12 protein-coding genes are annotated in these 18,187 nt (G+C 65.5%); 8 read left to right on the top strand and 4 right to left on the bottom strand.

Annotated features, from left to right (window positions below):
• Position 1: 1 nt before the first annotated feature.
• The 4 genes from CQ050_RS02295 to CQ050_RS02310 all read left to right on the top strand — a co-directional run bounded on the left by CQ050_RS02295 (position 2) and on the right by CQ050_RS02310 (position 3,939).
• Positions 2-1,390 carry a sensor histidine kinase gene (locus CQ050_RS02295; RefSeq protein WP_199196715.1) on the top strand — a complete coding sequence of 463 codons (1,389 nt, stop codon included), beginning with the start codon at positions 2-4 and terminating at the stop codon, positions 1,388-1,390.
• Positions 1,380-2,459, top strand: coding sequence for an ABC transporter substrate-binding protein (locus CQ050_RS02300; RefSeq protein WP_105555207.1), 1,080 nt, complete (start codon positions 1,380-1,382; stop codon positions 2,457-2,459). The genes CQ050_RS02295 and CQ050_RS02300 overlap by 11 nt, the downstream gene beginning before the upstream one ends.
• 176 nt (positions 2,460-2,635) lie before the next feature.
• Positions 2,636-3,364, top strand: a complete 729-nt coding sequence (locus CQ050_RS02305; RefSeq protein WP_105555208.1) for a LuxR C-terminal-related transcriptional regulator — start codon at positions 2,636-2,638, stop codon at positions 3,362-3,364.
• A 254-nt stretch (positions 3,365-3,618) separates the two neighbouring features.
• Positions 3,619-3,939, top strand: a complete 321-nt coding sequence (locus CQ050_RS02310; RefSeq protein WP_105555209.1) for a hypothetical protein — start codon at positions 3,619-3,621, stop codon at positions 3,937-3,939.
• 89 nt (positions 3,940-4,028) lie between these two features.
• Here the strand turns inward: CQ050_RS02310 and CQ050_RS02315 are convergent, their stop codons facing one another.
• The gene (locus CQ050_RS02315) at positions 4,029-5,078 is read right to left on the bottom strand and encodes a hypothetical protein (RefSeq protein WP_105555210.1); all 1,050 of its coding nucleotides are present in this window, start codon (positions 5,076-5,078) and stop codon (positions 4,029-4,031) included.
• Positions 5,079-5,265: 187 nt separating this feature from the next.
• Between CQ050_RS02315 and CQ050_RS02320 the strand changes: the two genes are divergently transcribed.
• From CQ050_RS02320 to CQ050_RS02330, 3 genes are all read left to right on the top strand, one after another.
• Positions 5,266-5,922 (top strand): isochorismatase family cysteine hydrolase, encoded by a 657-nt coding sequence (locus CQ050_RS02320; protein ID WP_255410144.1) that lies wholly within the window; start codon positions 5,266-5,268, stop codon positions 5,920-5,922.
• 294 nt (positions 5,923-6,216) lie between these two features.
• Positions 6,217-8,679, top strand: coding sequence for a penicillin acylase family protein (locus tag CQ050_RS02325; RefSeq protein WP_105555212.1), 2,463 nt, complete (start codon positions 6,217-6,219; stop codon positions 8,677-8,679).
• A 79-nt stretch (positions 8,680-8,758) separates the two neighbouring features.
• Positions 8,759-9,202, top strand: a complete 444-nt coding sequence (locus CQ050_RS02330) for a hypothetical protein (protein ID WP_105555213.1) — start codon at positions 8,759-8,761, stop codon at positions 9,200-9,202.
• A gap of 54 nt (positions 9,203-9,256) precedes the next feature.
• Here CQ050_RS02330 and CQ050_RS02335 read toward each other — a convergent pair whose 3' ends face one another.
• Positions 9,257-9,979: an META and DUF4377 domain-containing protein gene (locus CQ050_RS02335; protein WP_199196716.1), complete on the bottom strand. Its 723-nt coding sequence runs from the start codon at positions 9,977-9,979 to the stop codon at positions 9,257-9,259.
• Between the two features lie 334 nt (positions 9,980-10,313).
• The gene (locus tag CQ050_RS02340) at positions 10,314-16,355 is read right to left on the bottom strand and encodes a DUF3320 domain-containing protein (RefSeq protein WP_105555215.1); all 6,042 of its coding nucleotides are present in this window, start codon (positions 16,353-16,355) and stop codon (positions 10,314-10,316) included.
• 192 nt (positions 16,356-16,547) lie between these two features.
• On the opposite strand from CQ050_RS02340, the gene CQ050_RS02345 reads away from it, so the two are divergent.
• Positions 16,548-17,318: an extracellular solute-binding protein gene (locus CQ050_RS02345; protein ID WP_233213775.1), complete on the top strand. Its 771-nt coding sequence runs from the start codon at positions 16,548-16,550 to the stop codon at positions 17,316-17,318.
• Between the two features lie 24 nt (positions 17,319-17,342).
• On the opposite strand, the gene CQ050_RS02350 is transcribed toward CQ050_RS02345, so the two are convergent.
• Positions 17,343-18,173 carry a lysozyme inhibitor LprI family protein gene (locus CQ050_RS02350; RefSeq protein WP_105555217.1) on the bottom strand — a complete coding sequence of 277 codons (831 nt, stop codon included), beginning with the start codon at positions 18,171-18,173 and terminating at the stop codon, positions 17,343-17,345.
• Positions 18,174-18,187 lie beyond the last annotated feature (14 nt).

An 18,187-nucleotide genomic window follows, 5' to 3' on the forward strand; every position in this document is an offset into this window, starting at 1 on the left:
CGTGCAGCACGGCCGCATCTCCGTCCGCCGCCGCCTGCTGGCCATGCTGATGACGCTGTTCGCCGTCGGCCTGGGCGCGCTGTACCTGCTGGTGCGCGGCTATGCGCATCAAACCGCCGACACCACTTATGACCAGCTGCTGCGCGCATCGGTGCTTTCCATGGCCGACAGCCTGCAACTGGTGCAGGGCAAATGGCAGATGGACATGCCCTACGCCGCCCTGGCGCTGCTGGAACAGGCGCCGCGCGATCGCGTGTTCTACCGCGTGGCCACCGGCAGCGGCGCGCTGATCTCCGGCTATGCCGACCTGCCGCCCCCGCCCGACGATTCGCGCCAGCTCTACACCGCGGCCTATCAGGGCGGGCCGGTGCGCATCGCCTGGATGGAGCGCAAGGTGGCGGGCCCCCACAGCGCCGAATCCGCCGTCATCCAGGTGGCGCAAACGCGCGAGGCCCGCAATGCACTGGCCGAAAATATCCTCTGGCAGGGCACCCTGGCGCTGATCGGGTTCACGGCCGCGGCGCTGGCCCTGGCGTACTGGGGCCTGCAACGGTCCCTGTTCCCCATCCAGCGCATCGAACGTGAACTGGCCGCCCGCAACGCCTCCGACCTGCATCCCATCACCGCGCCGGTGCCCGAAGAGCTGGACACCCTGGTGCACTCGCTGGACGGCTTCATGGCGCGCCTGGCGGACAACCTGGACACGCTGCGCCTTTTCATCGCCGAAGCCGCGCATCAATTGCGCACGCCGCTAGCCGCGTTGCACGCGCAGATGGAAGTGGCGCTGGACGAAGAGGATCCGGCCGAGCAACGCCGCAGCCTGGTGGCCGTGCTGCGCAATGCCGAAAAACTGTCGCGGCTGGTCAATCAGCTGCTTAGCGACGCCAGCGTCATTCACCGCAGCAACGTCAAGCAGTTCCAGCCCGTGAACGTGGCCGACCTGCTCAGCCAGGCCGTGCATGACACCGTGCCGCAAGCCGACCCACAACCGGACGTCCGGCTGCGCCTGCCGCAATCTGCCGACGCCAGGCCGCCCCTGGTACTGGGCGATAGCCTGATGCTGCGCGAAGCCTTCAAGAACCTGATCGACAACGCCCTGCGCCACGGCAGCAACGAACACGGGCACATCGACATCCGGCTGGACGCCGACGACGGCAATTGGCGCATCACGGTATCGGACCAGGGGCCGGGCATTCCGCCAGCGCTGGCCAACACCGCGTTTGAGCGCTTCGCTCGTGGGCCGAACCCCCGCACGCCCGGCGCCGGCCTGGGATTGTCGATCATCAAGCGCGTCGTCGACGTCCACCAGGGCAGGCTCAGCCTGAGCAACCGCGTGGGCGGCGGCCTGGATGCCATCATGACATTGAAAGCCGCCCCCCATGATGCGTAGCGTCCTGTCCGTGATCCGCGCCGCCGGCGCGATGGCCGCTCTGCTGCTTGCCTTGCTGCCTGCCGCGACGGGACACGCCGCCGAGGTCAGCGGCGGCGGCCTGACACTGGGCCCGGCCGACAGCAAGAACGTGCTGATCTTGCACGCTTCCAACAGCGTGCAGGTCTTTCGCGGCGTACTGGAGGACTTCAGCGCACTGAATCCCGGCATCCGGCTGGAATACACCGAACTGTCCACGCAACAGCTCTATCGCGACACCGTCGAGCGCGCCGCACGGCCTGCCGTCAAGAGCGGCCCCGATCTGGTCATCAGCAGCGCCATGGACTTGCAGACCAAGCTGGTGAACGACGGCTACGCGCAGACGCACGTATCGCCCGAGACCCGTTCGCTGCCGGCCTGGGCCAACTGGCGCGACGAGGTTTTCAGCATCGGCACCGATCCTATCGTCATGGTCTACAACACGCGTCGGCTTGCCGCCGCGCGCGTGCCGCACACCCGCCGTGAACTGCTGTCGCTGCTGCAAGCGCCCGACCGGCCGCTGGCGGACCGGATTTCGACTTACGACGTGCAGGGCAGCGGCATCGGCTACCTGGCCGCCACGCAGGACACGCGCCTGGACAGCATGGCCGGCGCATTGCTGGCAGCCTTCGGCCGCAACGGCGTGTCCGTCCACGAGTCCACCGAGGATGCGCTGGACAAACTGGAGCGCGGCGACATCACGCTGGCCTATAACCTGCTGGAGTCCTATACGCGGCACCGTATCGACCAGGGCGCGCCGCTGGCGATCATCTATCCGCAGGACTACACGTTGATGCTGTCGCGCTCGGCGATCATTCCGAAACAGGCGCCTCGCGGCGACCTGGGCGCGCTGCTGCTGGATTATCTGCTGTCGCCCCGGGGCCAGGAAATGCTGGCCAAGCAGTCCGGCATGCGGCCAGTCAATGCCTCGGTCGTCCCGGCGGCCGGCGTGCGCCCCATGGCGCTGGGCGTCGGGTTGCTGGTGTATCTGGATCCGTTGAAAAAACGGCATTTCCTGGACGTCTGGCGGGCAGCCATGCAGACGCCCTGAAGCAGATGCCCCGGTACGGCTGCCCCATGGCGGGCAGATATGCCGTTTTCCTTGCGTCCAATGGACAGGGATTCCTCCCGGATCACCCATTCACGCGCATAATTTCCCCCTGGGCCCCACCCACCACCTGCGACACGTAGCCGCGCTTACGTTTGAACCAGCGTTGGAGGCACATCATGGCCGACCCTCAGATTGCCGTACGCCCTGCCACCGGCGCCGCACCCGCCCTGGCCGATTCCAACCCGCCGTGGCAAGACACCCTGCGCACCCCGCACGCGTTGGCCGATACCGGCGGCGTCGCCCGGCACAGCAGACGTGCCTTGCGCCAGCAGGCCTTGTCCGCCGGCTGGCAATCCATCGACAGCGCCTTCTCCGGCCTCGGCGAAGCCGTGTTGCTGATCGGCAAGGAATCCGCGGTCGACAAGATGTCCGCATTGGCGATGCGCTATCTGGACGACGGCCACGGCTGGGCGGTACGGGACGGCACGTTGCGCCATGCCAACGCCAAGATGCAGCGCTTGTTCGAGGCCTATTGCGCCGCCGTCTCGCGCGACAGGCAGATGCGCTCGCTGGCGACAACGGCCAGTTGGGGCGAGGTCTTCTGGATCGACATCAGCGCCGCCCCCGCCGCCCTTGGCCAGATCCGCGGGCCCATGATGCTGCTGCGCATGCGCCGTAAAAGCGCCTTCGCCATGCCCGACGTGGCCAAGCTGAAATCCGTCTTCGCCATCACCCCCGCCGAGGCCGCCGTGCTGGCGGGGCTGGCCGCAGGCCACAGCGTGGAGGAAGTGGCCACGTTGCGTGGCGCGTCGGTGCTGACCGTGCGCAAGCAAGTGGCGTCGCTGCTCAGCAAGATGGAATGCCACCGCCAGTCCGAACTGGTCCGCCTGGCGTCCCTGCTGTAGGCGGAGGGCTCGCCTGCGGCCATGCCGCGCCCGGCGCCCGACCTGACTTCGGGCCGGTCTCCCCCCTGCGCAAGCCATCGGCGTACCCAATATTGAGTATGTGGCGCCCCCCCATGCGGCCCTACCATGAACCCGAAGCCAAGGGAGGAGGGACCCTCCGGTCACGCGGCTGCCCTCGCTCAAGCCCGCACTTCCGCGGGCCCGCGAAGACACCGGGATCCAACGCCGCGATCACTGTCGTCAAGGAGCATTTCATGAAGACTGCCCTCTCGTTCCGCGCCTTCGCGCTCGTCGCGCTGGCGGCCTGCGCCGTGCTGTCCGGCCCCGCCGTCGCGCAACAAGCCGCCGCCCCCGCTACCGCCGCCCCGGAACCCAATATCACCCTCAGCCGCGATGACGTCATGCGCGACCTGGCCGCCTGGAAGAACTCGGGCGTGGAAAGAAACTGGAATAGCGACAACACCCCGGACATCAACAGCCCGGAGTACGTTGCCAGCTATCGGAAGTACGTGGATACGGTCAGGCCGGGCGCCTCGTCGATGCCGCCACAGCCGCAGAACCAGGGCAAGTGGTAGTGGCTGCACGATAACCCGGCGTCAGCCCCCGTGCGCGGCTTACGCGATGCTCGACACGCTGAAGCCGCGCGTCAAACAGGCGTCCCCGGTCAAGCCAGGTACGACGCCACCTCGTCGGCCGTCAGGTAGCGCGTGAAGGTCATCGACGGCTGCTGCGCATCGTGGATGATGCCGTTGAACCCCGACCAATTGCGCTGGGTGCCCGCTTCCGTCTCAAGCGCGATCAGCACGCGCTTGCCATGCTTGGCCATGTTGTGGCGCAGCGCCGCTTCGCCCCACGCCCACAACATCGGCTGGACCAGTTCGCCCCCGGAATACGCGCCGACCTGCAACCACTGGAAGTCGGCGGTATCCCGCTCCATCTCGGGCTGACGCAGCGCGATCTCCCGCTTGACGCCCAATTCTTCCGCGTGTTCGCCAATGATGATCTGCAGCAGCGTGAACGCGTGGAAAGTGTTGTTGACGGCGTGGGCGCGCGCCACGAAGCCTGATCGGGACGCCGGCAGCAGCACCACCAGTTCGTCTTCGTAGCTGACTTGCGCCGCCATCCACAAATAATGCAGTTGCTCGAACGGCAAGCTGTCGTTGTGGGTGGCCATCGGGTGCAACAAGGCCATCAACGCCGTGTCGGACACAAAGGCATGATGATTGCCTTGGTCGCGCATCAGCATCGTCATCATGGGCAAGACGAGCACGTCCACGGCTTGATGCAGGGCTTCGATCTGCCAGCGCCGGTCGTCCGGCATATCCGCCAGTGCCGCCTGCGCGTCCGTCCAGGCCTGACGATCGGCCGCTTCGACTTCCTCGTCGTCGTCTTCCACCTCCTGCGCGCAATAGGGGCGCAGGGTCTCCAGCCATTGCCGCAACAGTGATTGCAGGGTGGGAAACAGGATGGCGGGATCTGCGTCGTCTTCAACCAGCGACCCGCACATCAGCGCCAGGGCCGACGCGCGATTGGGATGAAGCCGGGCAAGCAGATCGGCGCAGGCCCGAAGGCAGGCAGCGGTGTGGGCCGGGTCTTGCGCATGCGCGTAGAAGGCGCGGACTTCGGGACGGTTGAAGAACTGCTCCAGGGAATCCAGATCGTCCGGCGTCAAAATCGGGGTGGAAAGCGCAGCGGCAAGGTCGTCAAGGGGCATGGGAACCAGTGGCACAAGGTGCAAGTCGAGAACATCCGGAGAGTATCGCGGCAGGATACCCTGCCACATCAGGCCGGGCCAGCGTGCGGTGCGCCGAAGCCTAGTGAATGGGCCTGATGGCCTGCCCCGCGAAGGCCATGGTAGATTCATTTGTCGATCCCACCGCCCACCGCCCATGCCGCCCTCCATGGAACCAGGAAACGCCGATCCGAAGCCCTCGCAACCCGCCTCGGGCAATCTCGCCACGGCAGAAGACGCAGGCCACCGGCCGCCGGCGATCATCCCCGCGCGGACCGCGCTGCTGGTCATGCATTACCAGACCGACATCCTTGAACTTTTCCCGTCGGTCGCCCCTGCCCTGGTGTCCAACACGCGCCGCCTGTGCGATGCGGCCCGGCAAAACGGCGTCAGCGTCTATTTCGCCAACATCCGGTTCAGCCCTGGCTATCCCGAGGTCAGCCCATTGAACAAGAACGGGCAAGGGATCAAGCAGATGGGCCTTTTTCTCGGCGACGACCTATCACCCGCGCTTGGCCGGCAAGCCAGCGAACCGCTCATCATCGCGCACCGCGCCAGCGTGTTCCACGGCACCGATCTGCAGGTCCGGCTGTCGGCGCAGGGCATCGATACGCTGATGATGGCGGGCATCGCCTCGACCGGCGTCGTGCTGTCGTCGGTGGCGTATGGCAGCGATGCCGATTTCCGGCTGATGACCGTCAAGGATTGCTGCTACGACCCCGACCCGGTAGTGCACGAACACCTTTTTGCGACGGCATTCGAGTCGCGCACGACCGTGCTTTCGCTGGCCGACGCCTTGTCATTGCTGGCCAGATCGGCGGCATGAACGTCGGCCTTCGGCTTCCCCGCCATTTGATAAACGTATCAGACTGCAAGATCGTCGGCCGCCCCCACAACCGCCTCGCTCGGTGCCCAAGCCGCTCCGAATCGCGACGCGCGGCATCTTGCAGGGGCCGACGCAAGGCTTGCGACGTTACAAGCCCACTCATATTTCATCAAATGAAACACCTGTTCCGCCTCGCGTGATTTAGTTGTATTGCTGGCTTGCGAGACTGCCCGGCGGCACGACGCTCCGGGGCCTGCAGGCCGATATAAAAGCAATAAACCGGAAGGAGGAGCCATGCGTATTCTTTATCGCAGGATCGCCGCATTGCTGGCGAGCGGGCTGATCGTCGTCGTGGCCGGCTGCGCCGCGCCCGGCGGCAAGAAAGACACGATCGATATGGCGGGACTGTCCCAGCCCGTGGAGATCGTCCGGGACAAGCACGGCGTATCGCACATTTACGCCCAGAACCAGAACGACCTGTTCTTCGCCCAAGGCTTCAGCGCCGCGCGCGACCGCTTATGGCAGTTGGACCTGTGGCGCCGCCAGGGCGAAGGCAAAATGGCCGAGCAATTCGGCCCACGCTTCATCGAACAGGACCGCGCCGCGCGCCTGTTCCTCTTCCGCGGCGACATGCAGGCGGAGTTCGCCAGCTACCATCCCGAAGGCCGGGCCATCCTGACTGCGTTCGCCAATGGCATCAACGCCTATGTGAACTGGGTCAAGGCCAACCCCGAGCAATTGCCGCCGGAATTCAAACTGACCGGCACCGAGCCCGGTTACTGGAGCCCGGAGACCTCGCTGATCCGCATCTACGGGCTGACCCGCAACCTGAACGAAGAAGTCAAAATGGCGCAGAAAGTCGCCGCCTTGGGATTGAACAACGTGCAGGGGTTGAGCACGTTCGAGCCGCCGCTGGCCTTACAGGTGCCGGCGGGGCTGGACGTGCGTCAGATCGACAAGACCATCCTGGCCAATTACGCCCTGGCGCGTGATGGACAGAAGTTCGTCGCGGCCGACTTCCCGCGCAGTCCGCTTGCCGCCGATCAACGCGCCACGCTCGCCAGCGCGCTGTCCGAAGGCAGGCTGGCATCGCTGGATCCGGATTTCGATCCGATGGCGACCCGCTATGAAAGCAATAACTGGACGCTAGGCGGCCAACGCACTGCCACCGGCAAACCCATCCTGGCAGGCGACCCGCACCGCTCCATCACCATGCCGTCGCTGCGCTACATGGTGCATCTGAACGCGCCGGGCTGGAATGTGATCGGCGCCGGCGAACCCGCGTTGCCGGGCGTCTCCATGGGCCACAACGACCGCATCGCGTTCGGGCTGACGATCTTTGCCTTCGGCGACGAAGAGGATCTCTACGTCTATGACACCAACCCGGCCCAACCCGACGAATACCGCTACCAGGGCCGTTGGGAAAAAATGCGCCACGTCGACGAGTCCATCCCCGTGCGCGGCGCGGCGCCCGCCGTTCGCAACCTGAAGTTCACGCGCCACGGTCCGGTCATCCACGAAGACCGGATTCGCCACAAGGCCTACGCCTTGCGCGCCGCCTACCTGGAATATCCCGGCACGGCAGCCTACCTGGCCAGCTTGCGCCTGAACCAGGCGCAGAACTGGAACGAGTTCGTCGCCGGCATGGAAAAGCACTACACGCCCAGCGAGAACATGGTGTACGCCGACGTGGACGGCAACATCGGCTGGTTTGGCGGCAGCATCGCGCCGATCCGTCCGCGCGGCGACTGGTCGGGCATGTTGCCCGTGCCGGGCAATGGCGATTTCGAGTGGCGCGGCATCCTGCCGGGTAGCGCGCTGCCTCGTGCCTACAACCCGCCGGAAGGCTACGTGGCGACGGCCAACGAATACAACCTGCCCGCCGACTTCGCGCACAAGGACATGTCGGGACGCACCTGGGCCGAACCCTACCGGGTCCAGCGCATCCGCGAAGTGCTGGCGGAAGGCCGTGGGCTGACGGTGCAGCAATCCCAGGATCTGCAATACGACAACCTATCGATCCCCGCACGCACGTTGACGGCTTACGCCAAGTCGCTGAACGCCGCCGACCCGGCCTTGAATGACGCGCTGGGCCTGCTGAAAGACTGGGATTCGCGCATGGACACCGAATCGCGGGCGGCCTCGGTCTACGCCTTCTGGCTGCCCGAAGTGGTCAAGCGCGTGACGGACCTCTACGTGCCGGCGAACGGACGCGAGACCTTCGGCGAACTGTCTACCCGCAAGACGCTGGAAAAGCTGGCCACGCCCGACGCCGCTTTCGGCCCCCGGCCGGAACAGGGCCGGGACGCGCTGCTGCTGCAGGCGCTGGCCGATGGGGTGCAGAAGCTGCGCGCCAAGCTGGGAACGGATTCGACCCAGTGGCAATGGGGCAAGCTGCATCACATCCAGTTCGAGCACAGCCTGGCAAGCCTGCTGCCGCCCGACACCGCAAAGGCGTACGGCACGCCGCGCTATCCGGTGGGCGGCGACAACGACACGGTGCATCGCGCCACGTTCCGCAAGAGCGATTTCCGCCAGATCAGCGGGTCGTCGTACCGCCAGGTGATTGATGTGGCCGACTGGGACAACTCACGCGTGCAGAACGTGCCGGGGCAGTCCGCGGATCCGCGCAGCCCGTATTACCAGGATCTGCTCAAGGATTGGGCCACGGCGAAGTACTTCCCCATGGCCTTCAGCCGAGCCAAGGTGGATAGCGAACGCGCGGATACGCTGACGCTGCGGCCATCGGGAAACTGAGAAGACGGGCCGATTAACCCCTACCGGGCTGCGATTCAAGGACGGCGTCGCAGCCCACTTTTTTCATTCAGGAGAATGCATGTCCCAAAGAACCCTTACCGACTCCCGAAGCTCCGATCGCCGACAGCCCAGCGAACGGCGTTTCTGGTTCATCGTCTTGGCCGGGACGCTGGCCGCCCTAAGCTACGAAATCGTGTCCCTGCTGCAAGGCGAATTCTCGGTGTTGAAGAAGCTGCTGCTGCCCGGGCTTTTGCTGGCGTGGCTTTACCACGGTAGCGCGTGGGCGCGCTGGATCTTGATGGCGTTGCTGCTGGGGTTCGGCGCCCTCAATCTGTACCTGGGACTCGGGCTGCTGCAAGACGCTCCCGACCGCCTGCTGTACGTGTTCGTTTTCAGCGGTTTCATGGTGGCGACGGGCCTATATTTGGCATTCGCCAACAAGGACTTTTCCCGCTATCGCAATTATGTTGCCGTGCGCGAGGACCTTCGCGCCCGCACACGACGCCCGCCTGCCCGGTCTTGATCCGGGCATGGCCGCAGGACGGAAACGGCGACGCTTATCCGGCGTCGGCCGTCTTTACTTCCCCGAAGCGTCCTGCTCCACCACCATATCAAGCACGTACACCTTCGAGGGCGCATCGGCGGGCGGGTTTTTCCAGTCGTAGCGCTTCACGCGCAGCACGGTACGCACGCCGTCCTTGTGTTCGAAGCCTTCGATCGACTGATACAGCGGATGCCACTTTTCCTGCGCCGGCTGCTGCACGCCCGCGTCGTTATAGCGGCGTTCGCGCACCATCAGGCACTGGTAGTTCGGGATCATCGGGTGGCTGCATTCCGCTTTCTTGGCGGCCACTTCCAGGAACATGGTTTCACCCGCGCTGCCATAAAGCGTCTCGGGCGTCGGCTCGCCGACGAACTTCAGGACGCTGCCGTCCTGCGCCACCAGTTCCAAGGCAGGCTCGGCGGTGTCCCCGGACAGCGTTGCGCGCAGGTCTCCCTTCACGCGTTGATTGACCTCTGCATCCAGCTGCATCAGGCTCTGTTCGCAAGCCTTCATCGTTGATGCCAGGTTGTTCACATGCAGCACGCCATTCTTGTAGGTGTACCCGCCGAATTGCGCGTTGCAGCCGCCACGGATATTCAGGGCGTCATCCGAGAACGTCAGGCGCAACTGATGCTCGATCCCTTTCTGCAACGTGGTGATCGGCTTGCCCGACGCGTCGCTGGCGGATGCCAGACGCCAGTGGTACGCGGGCAGGGTCAATGGGCTGGCGGGCGACGTGGCGGTAGGAGTGGGCATGGAAGACGATCCTTCGCTGGGAGGGGTAACCGGAGCGCAAGCCTGAAGCAGCGCGGCGCATGCGGACGCAAGAAGGATTATTTTTTTCATGGTTCGTTCCTGTAAGCCGGATGGCACTGATGACAAGCGGCATTCTACGTTCACGCTATGGACGAAATGGGATGACGGGCCCCTAGACCGTTTCAAAACCTTGCCAGACGCGATGCCGGGAAAAGGCGACGGCGGCGCCAGCAGAAAACGCCGATGCCCTCCTGCCAAGGCGACAATCGCGACTCTGGCGGGCAGGCTGCTGGGCGACAGTGGACGTTTACAGTCTGACACCATCCCCCGTCCTCTATGCCGTGCGCAGCATTCCCATTTCTTCCCGCACCAGGCCCTGCTGCACCAGGCGGGACACCGCCATCCCGACCCGGGCTTCCGCATCCGCCAACGTCCGCGCCATTCCCAACATGCGGCACACCGACTTGATCACGTCTGCCTTGGGTGCGTTGCCGGCCATGGCCAGCACGTGCAAGACGCCGTTGGCCAACTCCTGGACGCACACATCGTCAATGCGGCGGCGGGTGGCGTCATCATCGCCGGCACTGCGAAAACCCTTCCATTCTTCAGGCTTCACGCCCCCGGGCCAATAGAAGGTGGCGTCCCCTTCCTCGGTCTGCCCGACGTCCATCGGCGTCAAGGTGCGCAGGCGCTCGACAATCCGGACGCCGGTCCGTTCCAGCCCCCACGCCCGCGCCACCCTGCGGTGCAGCACGGTTTCGGCGACCGGGCCTTCGGTTTCGATCACGACACGCAACTGCTCGGCCACCTGGCTGTTGTTGGCGCGGCTGTAGAACGCCTCGGCATCACCGCCGTCCAGGGACGCCAACGTGTACACAGGCAGGCTGCCTGACAAGCCGGAGGATGCCGACGCGCCGTTTTCGGCCGCCCAGGCGCCCTCTTCCGTCGTGATCTCGAACGGCACGCCGCGGCCGGCGCCCGCCCCCGGCGCGCTGGCCGGGACCGCATCCTGCGACATTTCCGCTTCGGTCTGCACTTCGCCCTGCGCTTCGGCGTCCACGTCGGCTTCCGCCTCAGGCGCGTCGTCTGCCTGGCGTTCCAGCTCCGCGTTCAGTCGGGCCAGGATCTTCTGCACTTCGCGTTCGGGGTTGATCCACCAATCGGTTGACCAGACCCGGTGCAGGCGCCATCCCAGGCCTTCCAGCACCACCTGCCGCAAACGATCGCGGTCGCGCGCCGTGGCGCCGGAGTGGTAGGCGCGGCCGTCGCATTCGATCCCCATCAGATACCGGCCCGGCGCGCGCGGATCCACCACGCCCATATCGATCCGGTATCCCGAACACCCAACCTGCGGGTGCACGGTCCAGCCGTGATTGCGCAGCACCTTGATGACCTGGGTTTCGAACGGGCTGTCGGGTTCGCGTCCGGTCGGCAGCGACTGCTCGACCAGGGCGCGCGGGCCCTTCAATGCGAATTCCAGATAGTGCTTCAAGTCGCGCACGCCAGTGGCGCGAACGCGTGACAGGTCGATCTGCTCGGGCATCAACGTGCTGTAGATCACCACGCCCTCACGCGCCCGGGAAATCGCGACGTTCAGGCGGCGGTGCCCGCCTTCGCCATTCAGCGGCCCAAAGTTCATCGTCATCTTGCCCGCCGCATCCGGGCCGAAGGTGATCGAGAAATAGATGACATCACGCTCGTCGCCCTGCACGTTTTCCAGGTTCTTGATGAACAGGGGCTCGCGCGACTGGGCGGAAATCGCCTTGTCCAGTTCGGCATTCGCGCGGCGGCGCGCATCCAGCAGGGTTTCGATCAGCGATTGCTGAGGCTGGTTGAACGTGACCACGCCCAGGGTCTGGCGGCGGCGCGACTTGTCCAGATAATGCTGTTCGATGCCCTGCACGATGGCTTCGGCTTCGCGCCGGTTGGTGCGGCTGCCGCCCCGGTCGTAGACGCCGGCCACCTTCTCCAGGCGCACGGCCACATCATCGGTGACGGGCGACGGGAACGTGATCAGCTGCGAATCGTAGTAGGTGACGTTGCTGAAGGTGATCAGGCTTTCATGCTTGCTGCGGTAATGCCATTGCAGGCGCAGCCGGTTCATATCGGCGCCCAGGCACTCGTCCAGGATGCTCTCCAGGTCTTCGACCTGACCGTCATCGCCTGCGCCATCTTCTTCGGGCGCGGATTTGCTGAAGAAGCTGGTGGGTGGCAGCTGCTTCGTGTCGCCTACCACCACCAGTTGCTGGCCGCGCGCGATTGCGCCGACGGAATCCCACACCGGGATCTGCGATGCCTCGTCGAAGACGACAACGTCGAACTGCGAATGGCCGGCGTCCAGGTATTGCGCCACGGACAAGGGCGACATCAACAGGCAGGGCTTCAATTTCGGCAGCAACGACGGCAGGCGCTGCATCAGCTGCCGCACCGGGACGTGGCGGGCCTTCTTTTGCAATTCGCGGCGCAGCAGGCCCAGTTCGCTGTCGGGGCTGACCAGGATACCGTTGCCGGCGGGCACCTTGCCCGCCAGCACGGCAGCGATATAGGCCGACGTCAGCTTCTGGAACCGATCGTCGGCATCGCGGAATTCGCGAATCTTGCGTTCGTGGTCGGCGCTGGAAAACGACCGCAACACGGGCGAATGGTCGATGACTTTCTTCACCCACCACAGGCGGTAGCTGAATTCAAAATGCGCTTCCACCTGCGCAAGCGGAACGCGGCCTTGTTCCAACGATGCAACCAGCCCTTGCAGTTGCGCGCCGACCGCCTGTTCGCGGGCCTCGCGCCACACGCACCAAGGCATCAGGAACTGCTTGTTATGGCGCCAGCCGGCCAGAACGGACTGAATCCGTTCCAGCGCGCCATTGGCATCCGCTCTGCCCGCCAACGCCTCGGTCGGCTTGGCTAGCGCATCGATCTCGGCAAGCCTGTCCTGCAGGACGCGCCATGCGTTGCGGGTATCCAGCAAGCGCTTGCCCAACGCCGCCCCCGGTTGCAGCAGCGCGCGATTTTCGCCCACCAGCGGTTGCAGCCGCGTGCCCAGGCCGGACGCGGCGGCAGGGTCGCCCGCCACCAGCGTGACGGCATCGGCGAAGCGCTGCGCCCACTGTTCGTGGCGCTGCACCTGTTCCCAATCCGTGCTTAGGCCCGTGTAGGCGTCCTGCAGCAGACGCTGGGCATCGGCCTTCAAGACGGCCAGTTCGCGGTCTTCGGCATTGACCGACGCCAGCGGCGCCAGCACCGCGCTGATCGCCGCGTCGTCGGGGCGCTGGGCATCCACGCGATACGCCGCCAGGCGCTTGCGGATACCGCCTTTGGCGAAGATGGATTTCGGCCACCATGCCGAGCACGCCGCCAACCATTCGGCCTTCAGCACATTCGCATCCTGCTCGGCCAGCTGTGCATGCCACAGCGGGCCCACTTGCGCCCAATGGGCGTTGCGCGCCAGCCCGTGGCGTGCCAGCGCCTGCACCTGCGAGCGGGCGGCCGGATCATGCGCCTGCGCGGCGAATCCGGCCGGGACTTGCGGCGCGGCCAGCAGCACGTCGATCAGGCCGTCCAGCTTGGCGTAGGCGTCCAGGCTCAGGCCGGCAGCCGGCACGCCCAGTCCCTCGCCTGCCGCGACCACGTGCTGCTGAAACTCGGCCACCGCCTGATCCAGCGTCTGGCCCGCCGCCAGCAGCGCGTCTTGCCAACTGGGACTCCATTCCGCCATGCCGATGTGCGCCAGCGGGTGGCCATGCAGCGTGCCCAGCTCGCCGGACAAGGTCGCCATGCGCCGCGCGGTTTCCCGCAATTGCGCCAGGTCCTTGCGTTCGTGCGCCTGCTCATCCGGCCACGACATCGGCGACGGGTCACGCTCCGCGTTCTCGATACACGTGCCGATGGCGTCGAACACCGTCAGGCCATTGGGATGTTCGTGATGCAGCGCATCGACCAGCCCGTTCAGGTCCTGGCGCAACACGGCCAGCCGCTCGGCTTCGCGCGCCCAGTCGTCGCTGGTGCGCTGGCCGCTGTGGTCCAGCGCCTTGCCCAGTTGTTGCAGCACTTCGGCCTTGCGCGCCTTGGACGAATGCAATTCCAGGCAGAACGGTCCCAGCCCGATGTTGGCCAGCCGGCGATGCACGACCTCCAGCGCGGCCATCTTCTCGGACACGAACAGCACGGTCTTGCCGCGCGCCAGCAGGTGGGCGATCAGGTTGGTGATGGTCTGGCTCTTGCCGGTGCCCGGCGGCCCCTCCAGCACCAGGTCGCGGCCGGCGTCGACCGCGCAGATGGCTTTCAGCTGCGACGAGTCGGACAGCAGCGGGGTCAGCAGGTCCTCCGGCTTATAGCTTTCGTCCAGGCGGTCGAAGCGCTCGTCCAAGGGGGCTTTGGCAAACGCCTGCCCCGGATGATCGATCAGGTGCTTGACGACGCGGTTGGCTTTCAGCTGCTCGGTGCGGTCCTGCAAGTCCTTCCACATCAGGTACTTGGTGAAGGAAAAGATGCCCAGATGCGCCTGTTCCAGCACTTCCCAGCCTGCAATCTCGCGAACGGCCAGCCGGAAGGCCTGCAGCACGCGCGCCACGTCCACGCCCTTGTCGTCCGCGGGCAGGATGTCCAGCCCCGGGATACGCAGCTCGTAGTTGTTGCGCAGCATCTGCAACAACGTGGGATTGATGATGGTTTCATCGTCATGGCGGACCAGGCGGAAGCCGCTGCGCACGGACTGGCGCTGCAACGACACCGGCACCAGGATCAGCGGCGCCAGGTGGGCGCTTTCCGCACCCGGGCTTTCCGTCCAGCGCAGCATGCCCATTGCCAGATACAGCGTGTTGGCGCCGCCCTCTTCCAGCCCGATGCGCGCCGCGCCGAAGATGGCCAGCAGGTTGGCGTCCAGCGCTTCCTGCGCGACGCGGGCGATCAATTCCTTGTTGCCCAACGCCTCCAGCGCCATGTCGTCCAGCGGCGCGCGGCCGCCCCGGCTGACGTGCACGTCGGCCATGCGCGGGTCGTTGCCCTCCATCAGCGCGGCGGGCAACGGCCGGATGCGGAATTCGCTGCCGTCGACGATGGCGTCTTCCAGCCTGGCCAGGTCCGGCACGACCAGCGGCAGCGTGGACTTGGTCAACTTGAAGTTCAGCAGGCGGTTGCGCAGCGTCAGGTCCAGCAACCGCGACTTCCACCTGGCCAGCCGGCCTTCCGGCGTGTCGTCGGCAGGTTCCAGGCTGATGACGAACTCCGGGTCCAGCGGCGGCAGGTCGGGCGTGGGCTCGATGGCAGCGGGACGCTCCACCTCGGGAGTGTCGTCCGGCGTCACCGACACGACCCGGGACGGCAGCGGCTTGATCTGCAATTCGCGTGCGCGATGCACGTCGATCGCATATCGGAAGGTGTCCTCTTCGCGCAGATGGGCGGCCCCCTGCTCCAGCGCCAGCCGCAAAGAAGGGCGGAAATTCGGGTGCTGGGCGATGCCGGTGGTTTCAAAGACCAGGAACTCGCCGCTGTCCACGCGTTTTCGAACCGCCTGCACATCATCGGTCAACGGGTCGGCGAAGCAGGCTTGATGCAGCCAGACGCCCACCCAGGCGTGGCCGTCCTTCATCAGGATGACGGGGCGCAGCCCTGCTTGTTCCAGGCAGGACGAGAACAGCATCGCCAGGTCCAGGCAGGTGGCCACGCGGGCCTCCATGATGCGGTCCGGCGTGCGGATCTTCTGCCCGTCCACGCCGAAAGACGCAGGCGGCTCGGCATAATGCAGCGATTCGGCGGCCAAGGTGCTGTAAATGGCCGACACCTGTTTCCAGACCACGTCGCGGCTCTTGGACTGATAGCCGTTCATTTGCAGATCGGCGTGCTGCGCGCGCAGCAGCTTCGAGGCCTTGCCGATCAGCACATCCACCGCCGGATTATTGGGCATCGAAAATGCGGCCAGCAGTTCCGGCAAGGCCCGCGTGCCGGCCCACTGGTCATAGGCCAGCACGGAAATCGGCTGCGAGGCCTGGCCCAGTTCCTGCGTCCCGGACCGAACGGCCACATCGATGCTGGCCCGCACCGCCTCTTGCAGATCGGCCACATAAGCATGGTCCGGCGCCAGATCCAGCGGCGAGACTCGGCGGATCTCGCCGGGCGCCAGCTTGTCGAAACGCAGCTTGACGGGCTGCGCGAAGGCCGGGTTGCAGCGGAGTTGGACGTCGACGCTCTCGAAAGCCTGCGGCGTGCGGTTGGTCAGCAGCAGGGAACGCACGATGGGAACCGCATTCTGAATGGAGGCGTAACCCAGCGTCGGGTCCGCTTCGATCGTGATGGCGATGGCGTCGGGCGTGTTCGCCCCTGCGGCGTGCGCCGCGCCTTCCTGGATCGCCGGCGGTTCCAGGTCTTGTCGCTTATCCATCGATATCTCTCTGCGAATACGGAGCGTGCGCCCCATTTCTAATCTGCAAGGACGAATTCTAAAGCCCGCACCCGGTGACGGCATCGAGTAACAGGCTTTACACGCGGAATATTCGCCCGCGCCGTGGCGTCTATTCCATTGGCACGCCGCGCAGCGGCGCCGATGGAAGACACTTGAATGAGGGTGAAGGATATGAAGTCGTTCAGAACGTTTACCGGCGGCATGCTCGCCTGGGCCTGCCTGGCCGCCGCCCCCGCCTGGGCCGCGCCGGACGTGAATGTGTACGGCCCCGGCGGTCCGGCGCCCGCCATGAAAGAAGCCGCCGCGGCATTCGGCAAGACGCACGGCGTCACCGTCAACATCACGGCCGGCCCCACGCCCGCCTGGGCCGACAAGGCAAAACAGGATGCCGACGTGCTATTTAGCGGCGCCGAAAACATGATGAGCGGCTTCGCCAGCGCCCTGCCCGGCGTGTTCGACCTGCGCGATGCGCGCACGCTGTACCTGCGCCCGTCTGCGATCCTGGTGCGCCCCGGCAACCCGAAAGGCATCAGGGGTTTCAAAGACCTGCTGAAACCGGGCATCAAGGTGATGGCCGTGTCTGGCGCGGGGCAAACGGGCCTGTGGGAGGACGTGGCCGGCCGCCTGGGCGATATCGAGACCGTCCGCGCCTTCCGCGCCAATCTGGTGTTGCCGGAAGCCGCCAACAGTGCCCTGGCGCGCACCCAGTGGACCGAAGACACCAGTATCGACGCCTGGCTGATCTGGAACATCTGGCAGGTGTCGAATCCCACGCTGGCCAGCGTGGTGGATATCGAAGAACCGTACCGCATCTATCGCGACGCCGGCGCGGTGGTGACCAAACAAGGCAAGAACAATCCGCAGGCGCAAGCCTTCGTGGATTATCTGGCGTCGGCCGATGGCAAGGCCATCTTCAAGAAATGGGGCTGGAAGACGGACTGAACGCCCGACTTCTGCCCCACGGCCTTACCGGGCAGCCGGGTACGCAGGCTCGGTCAGGCAGGCCTTTACCCAGTCGAAATCGTCCGACGCGTCGATCTCGCCGTCGATCTTCGGCAGCGGTTCCGACGCGTAGACGTCCGTTGGCTGCGCCGGCTGCGGGTTCCATCTTGCGCGGATGTCGCCGACACTGGCACACGCTTCGTCTGAATTGTTGAACGAGCAGGACGCGACGACCTGCGGCTTGCCGCCCACCAGATTGGCGACATACCGCTTCGTGTAGACCGTGCCCGAAGCCCAGTATTCGTCCACCGAGCAGATGCGGTCGTTGTTCTGGTAGTGGCGGGTTGCGAAGCAATCGTAATGGCCGTAGTCCTGGGGCAGCATGTCGCAAGACGTCCAGTAGCCCGCGTACTTGCCTCCCGTGAACTGGCCCAGGAACTGCTGTTGCTGAACGGCGCGCTCGATCATCGCCGGCGTGGCGGAACCCTTGCTGCGTTCCTTGAACTGGGCCGTGCGATTGGCGATCAGGTCGCGCGCGATTTCACCGGCGGTCTTGTCGTCGGGCAAGGCGTCCGGGTCGGAGGTCAAGTGGCCCAGCGCCTGGTCGCGCGCCTCGACCCACCGCTTCTGGCTTGCCACCAGCATGGCCCGGATATCGCCGTCGGGCGCCTGCTTCAGAATCGCCTGGTAGGCGCGATTCAGTTCAGCATCGGCCGCGAGGGACTTCTTGTCCGAGCAGATCAACTTTTCGGCCGGCGTGGCGGCCTTGGCGCAGTTGATCGCCAGCGCGGATCCCGACGCCATGGACAGGCCGGCAAGAAGCAACCACTTTGCTGCAGGAAATGCGGATTTCATCACGTTCCACTCTG

Origin of the sequence: Achromobacter sp. MYb9, from assembly GCF_002975275.1 — a bacterium.
Taxonomy (GTDB): domain Bacteria; phylum Pseudomonadota; class Gammaproteobacteria; order Burkholderiales; family Burkholderiaceae_B; genus Achromobacter.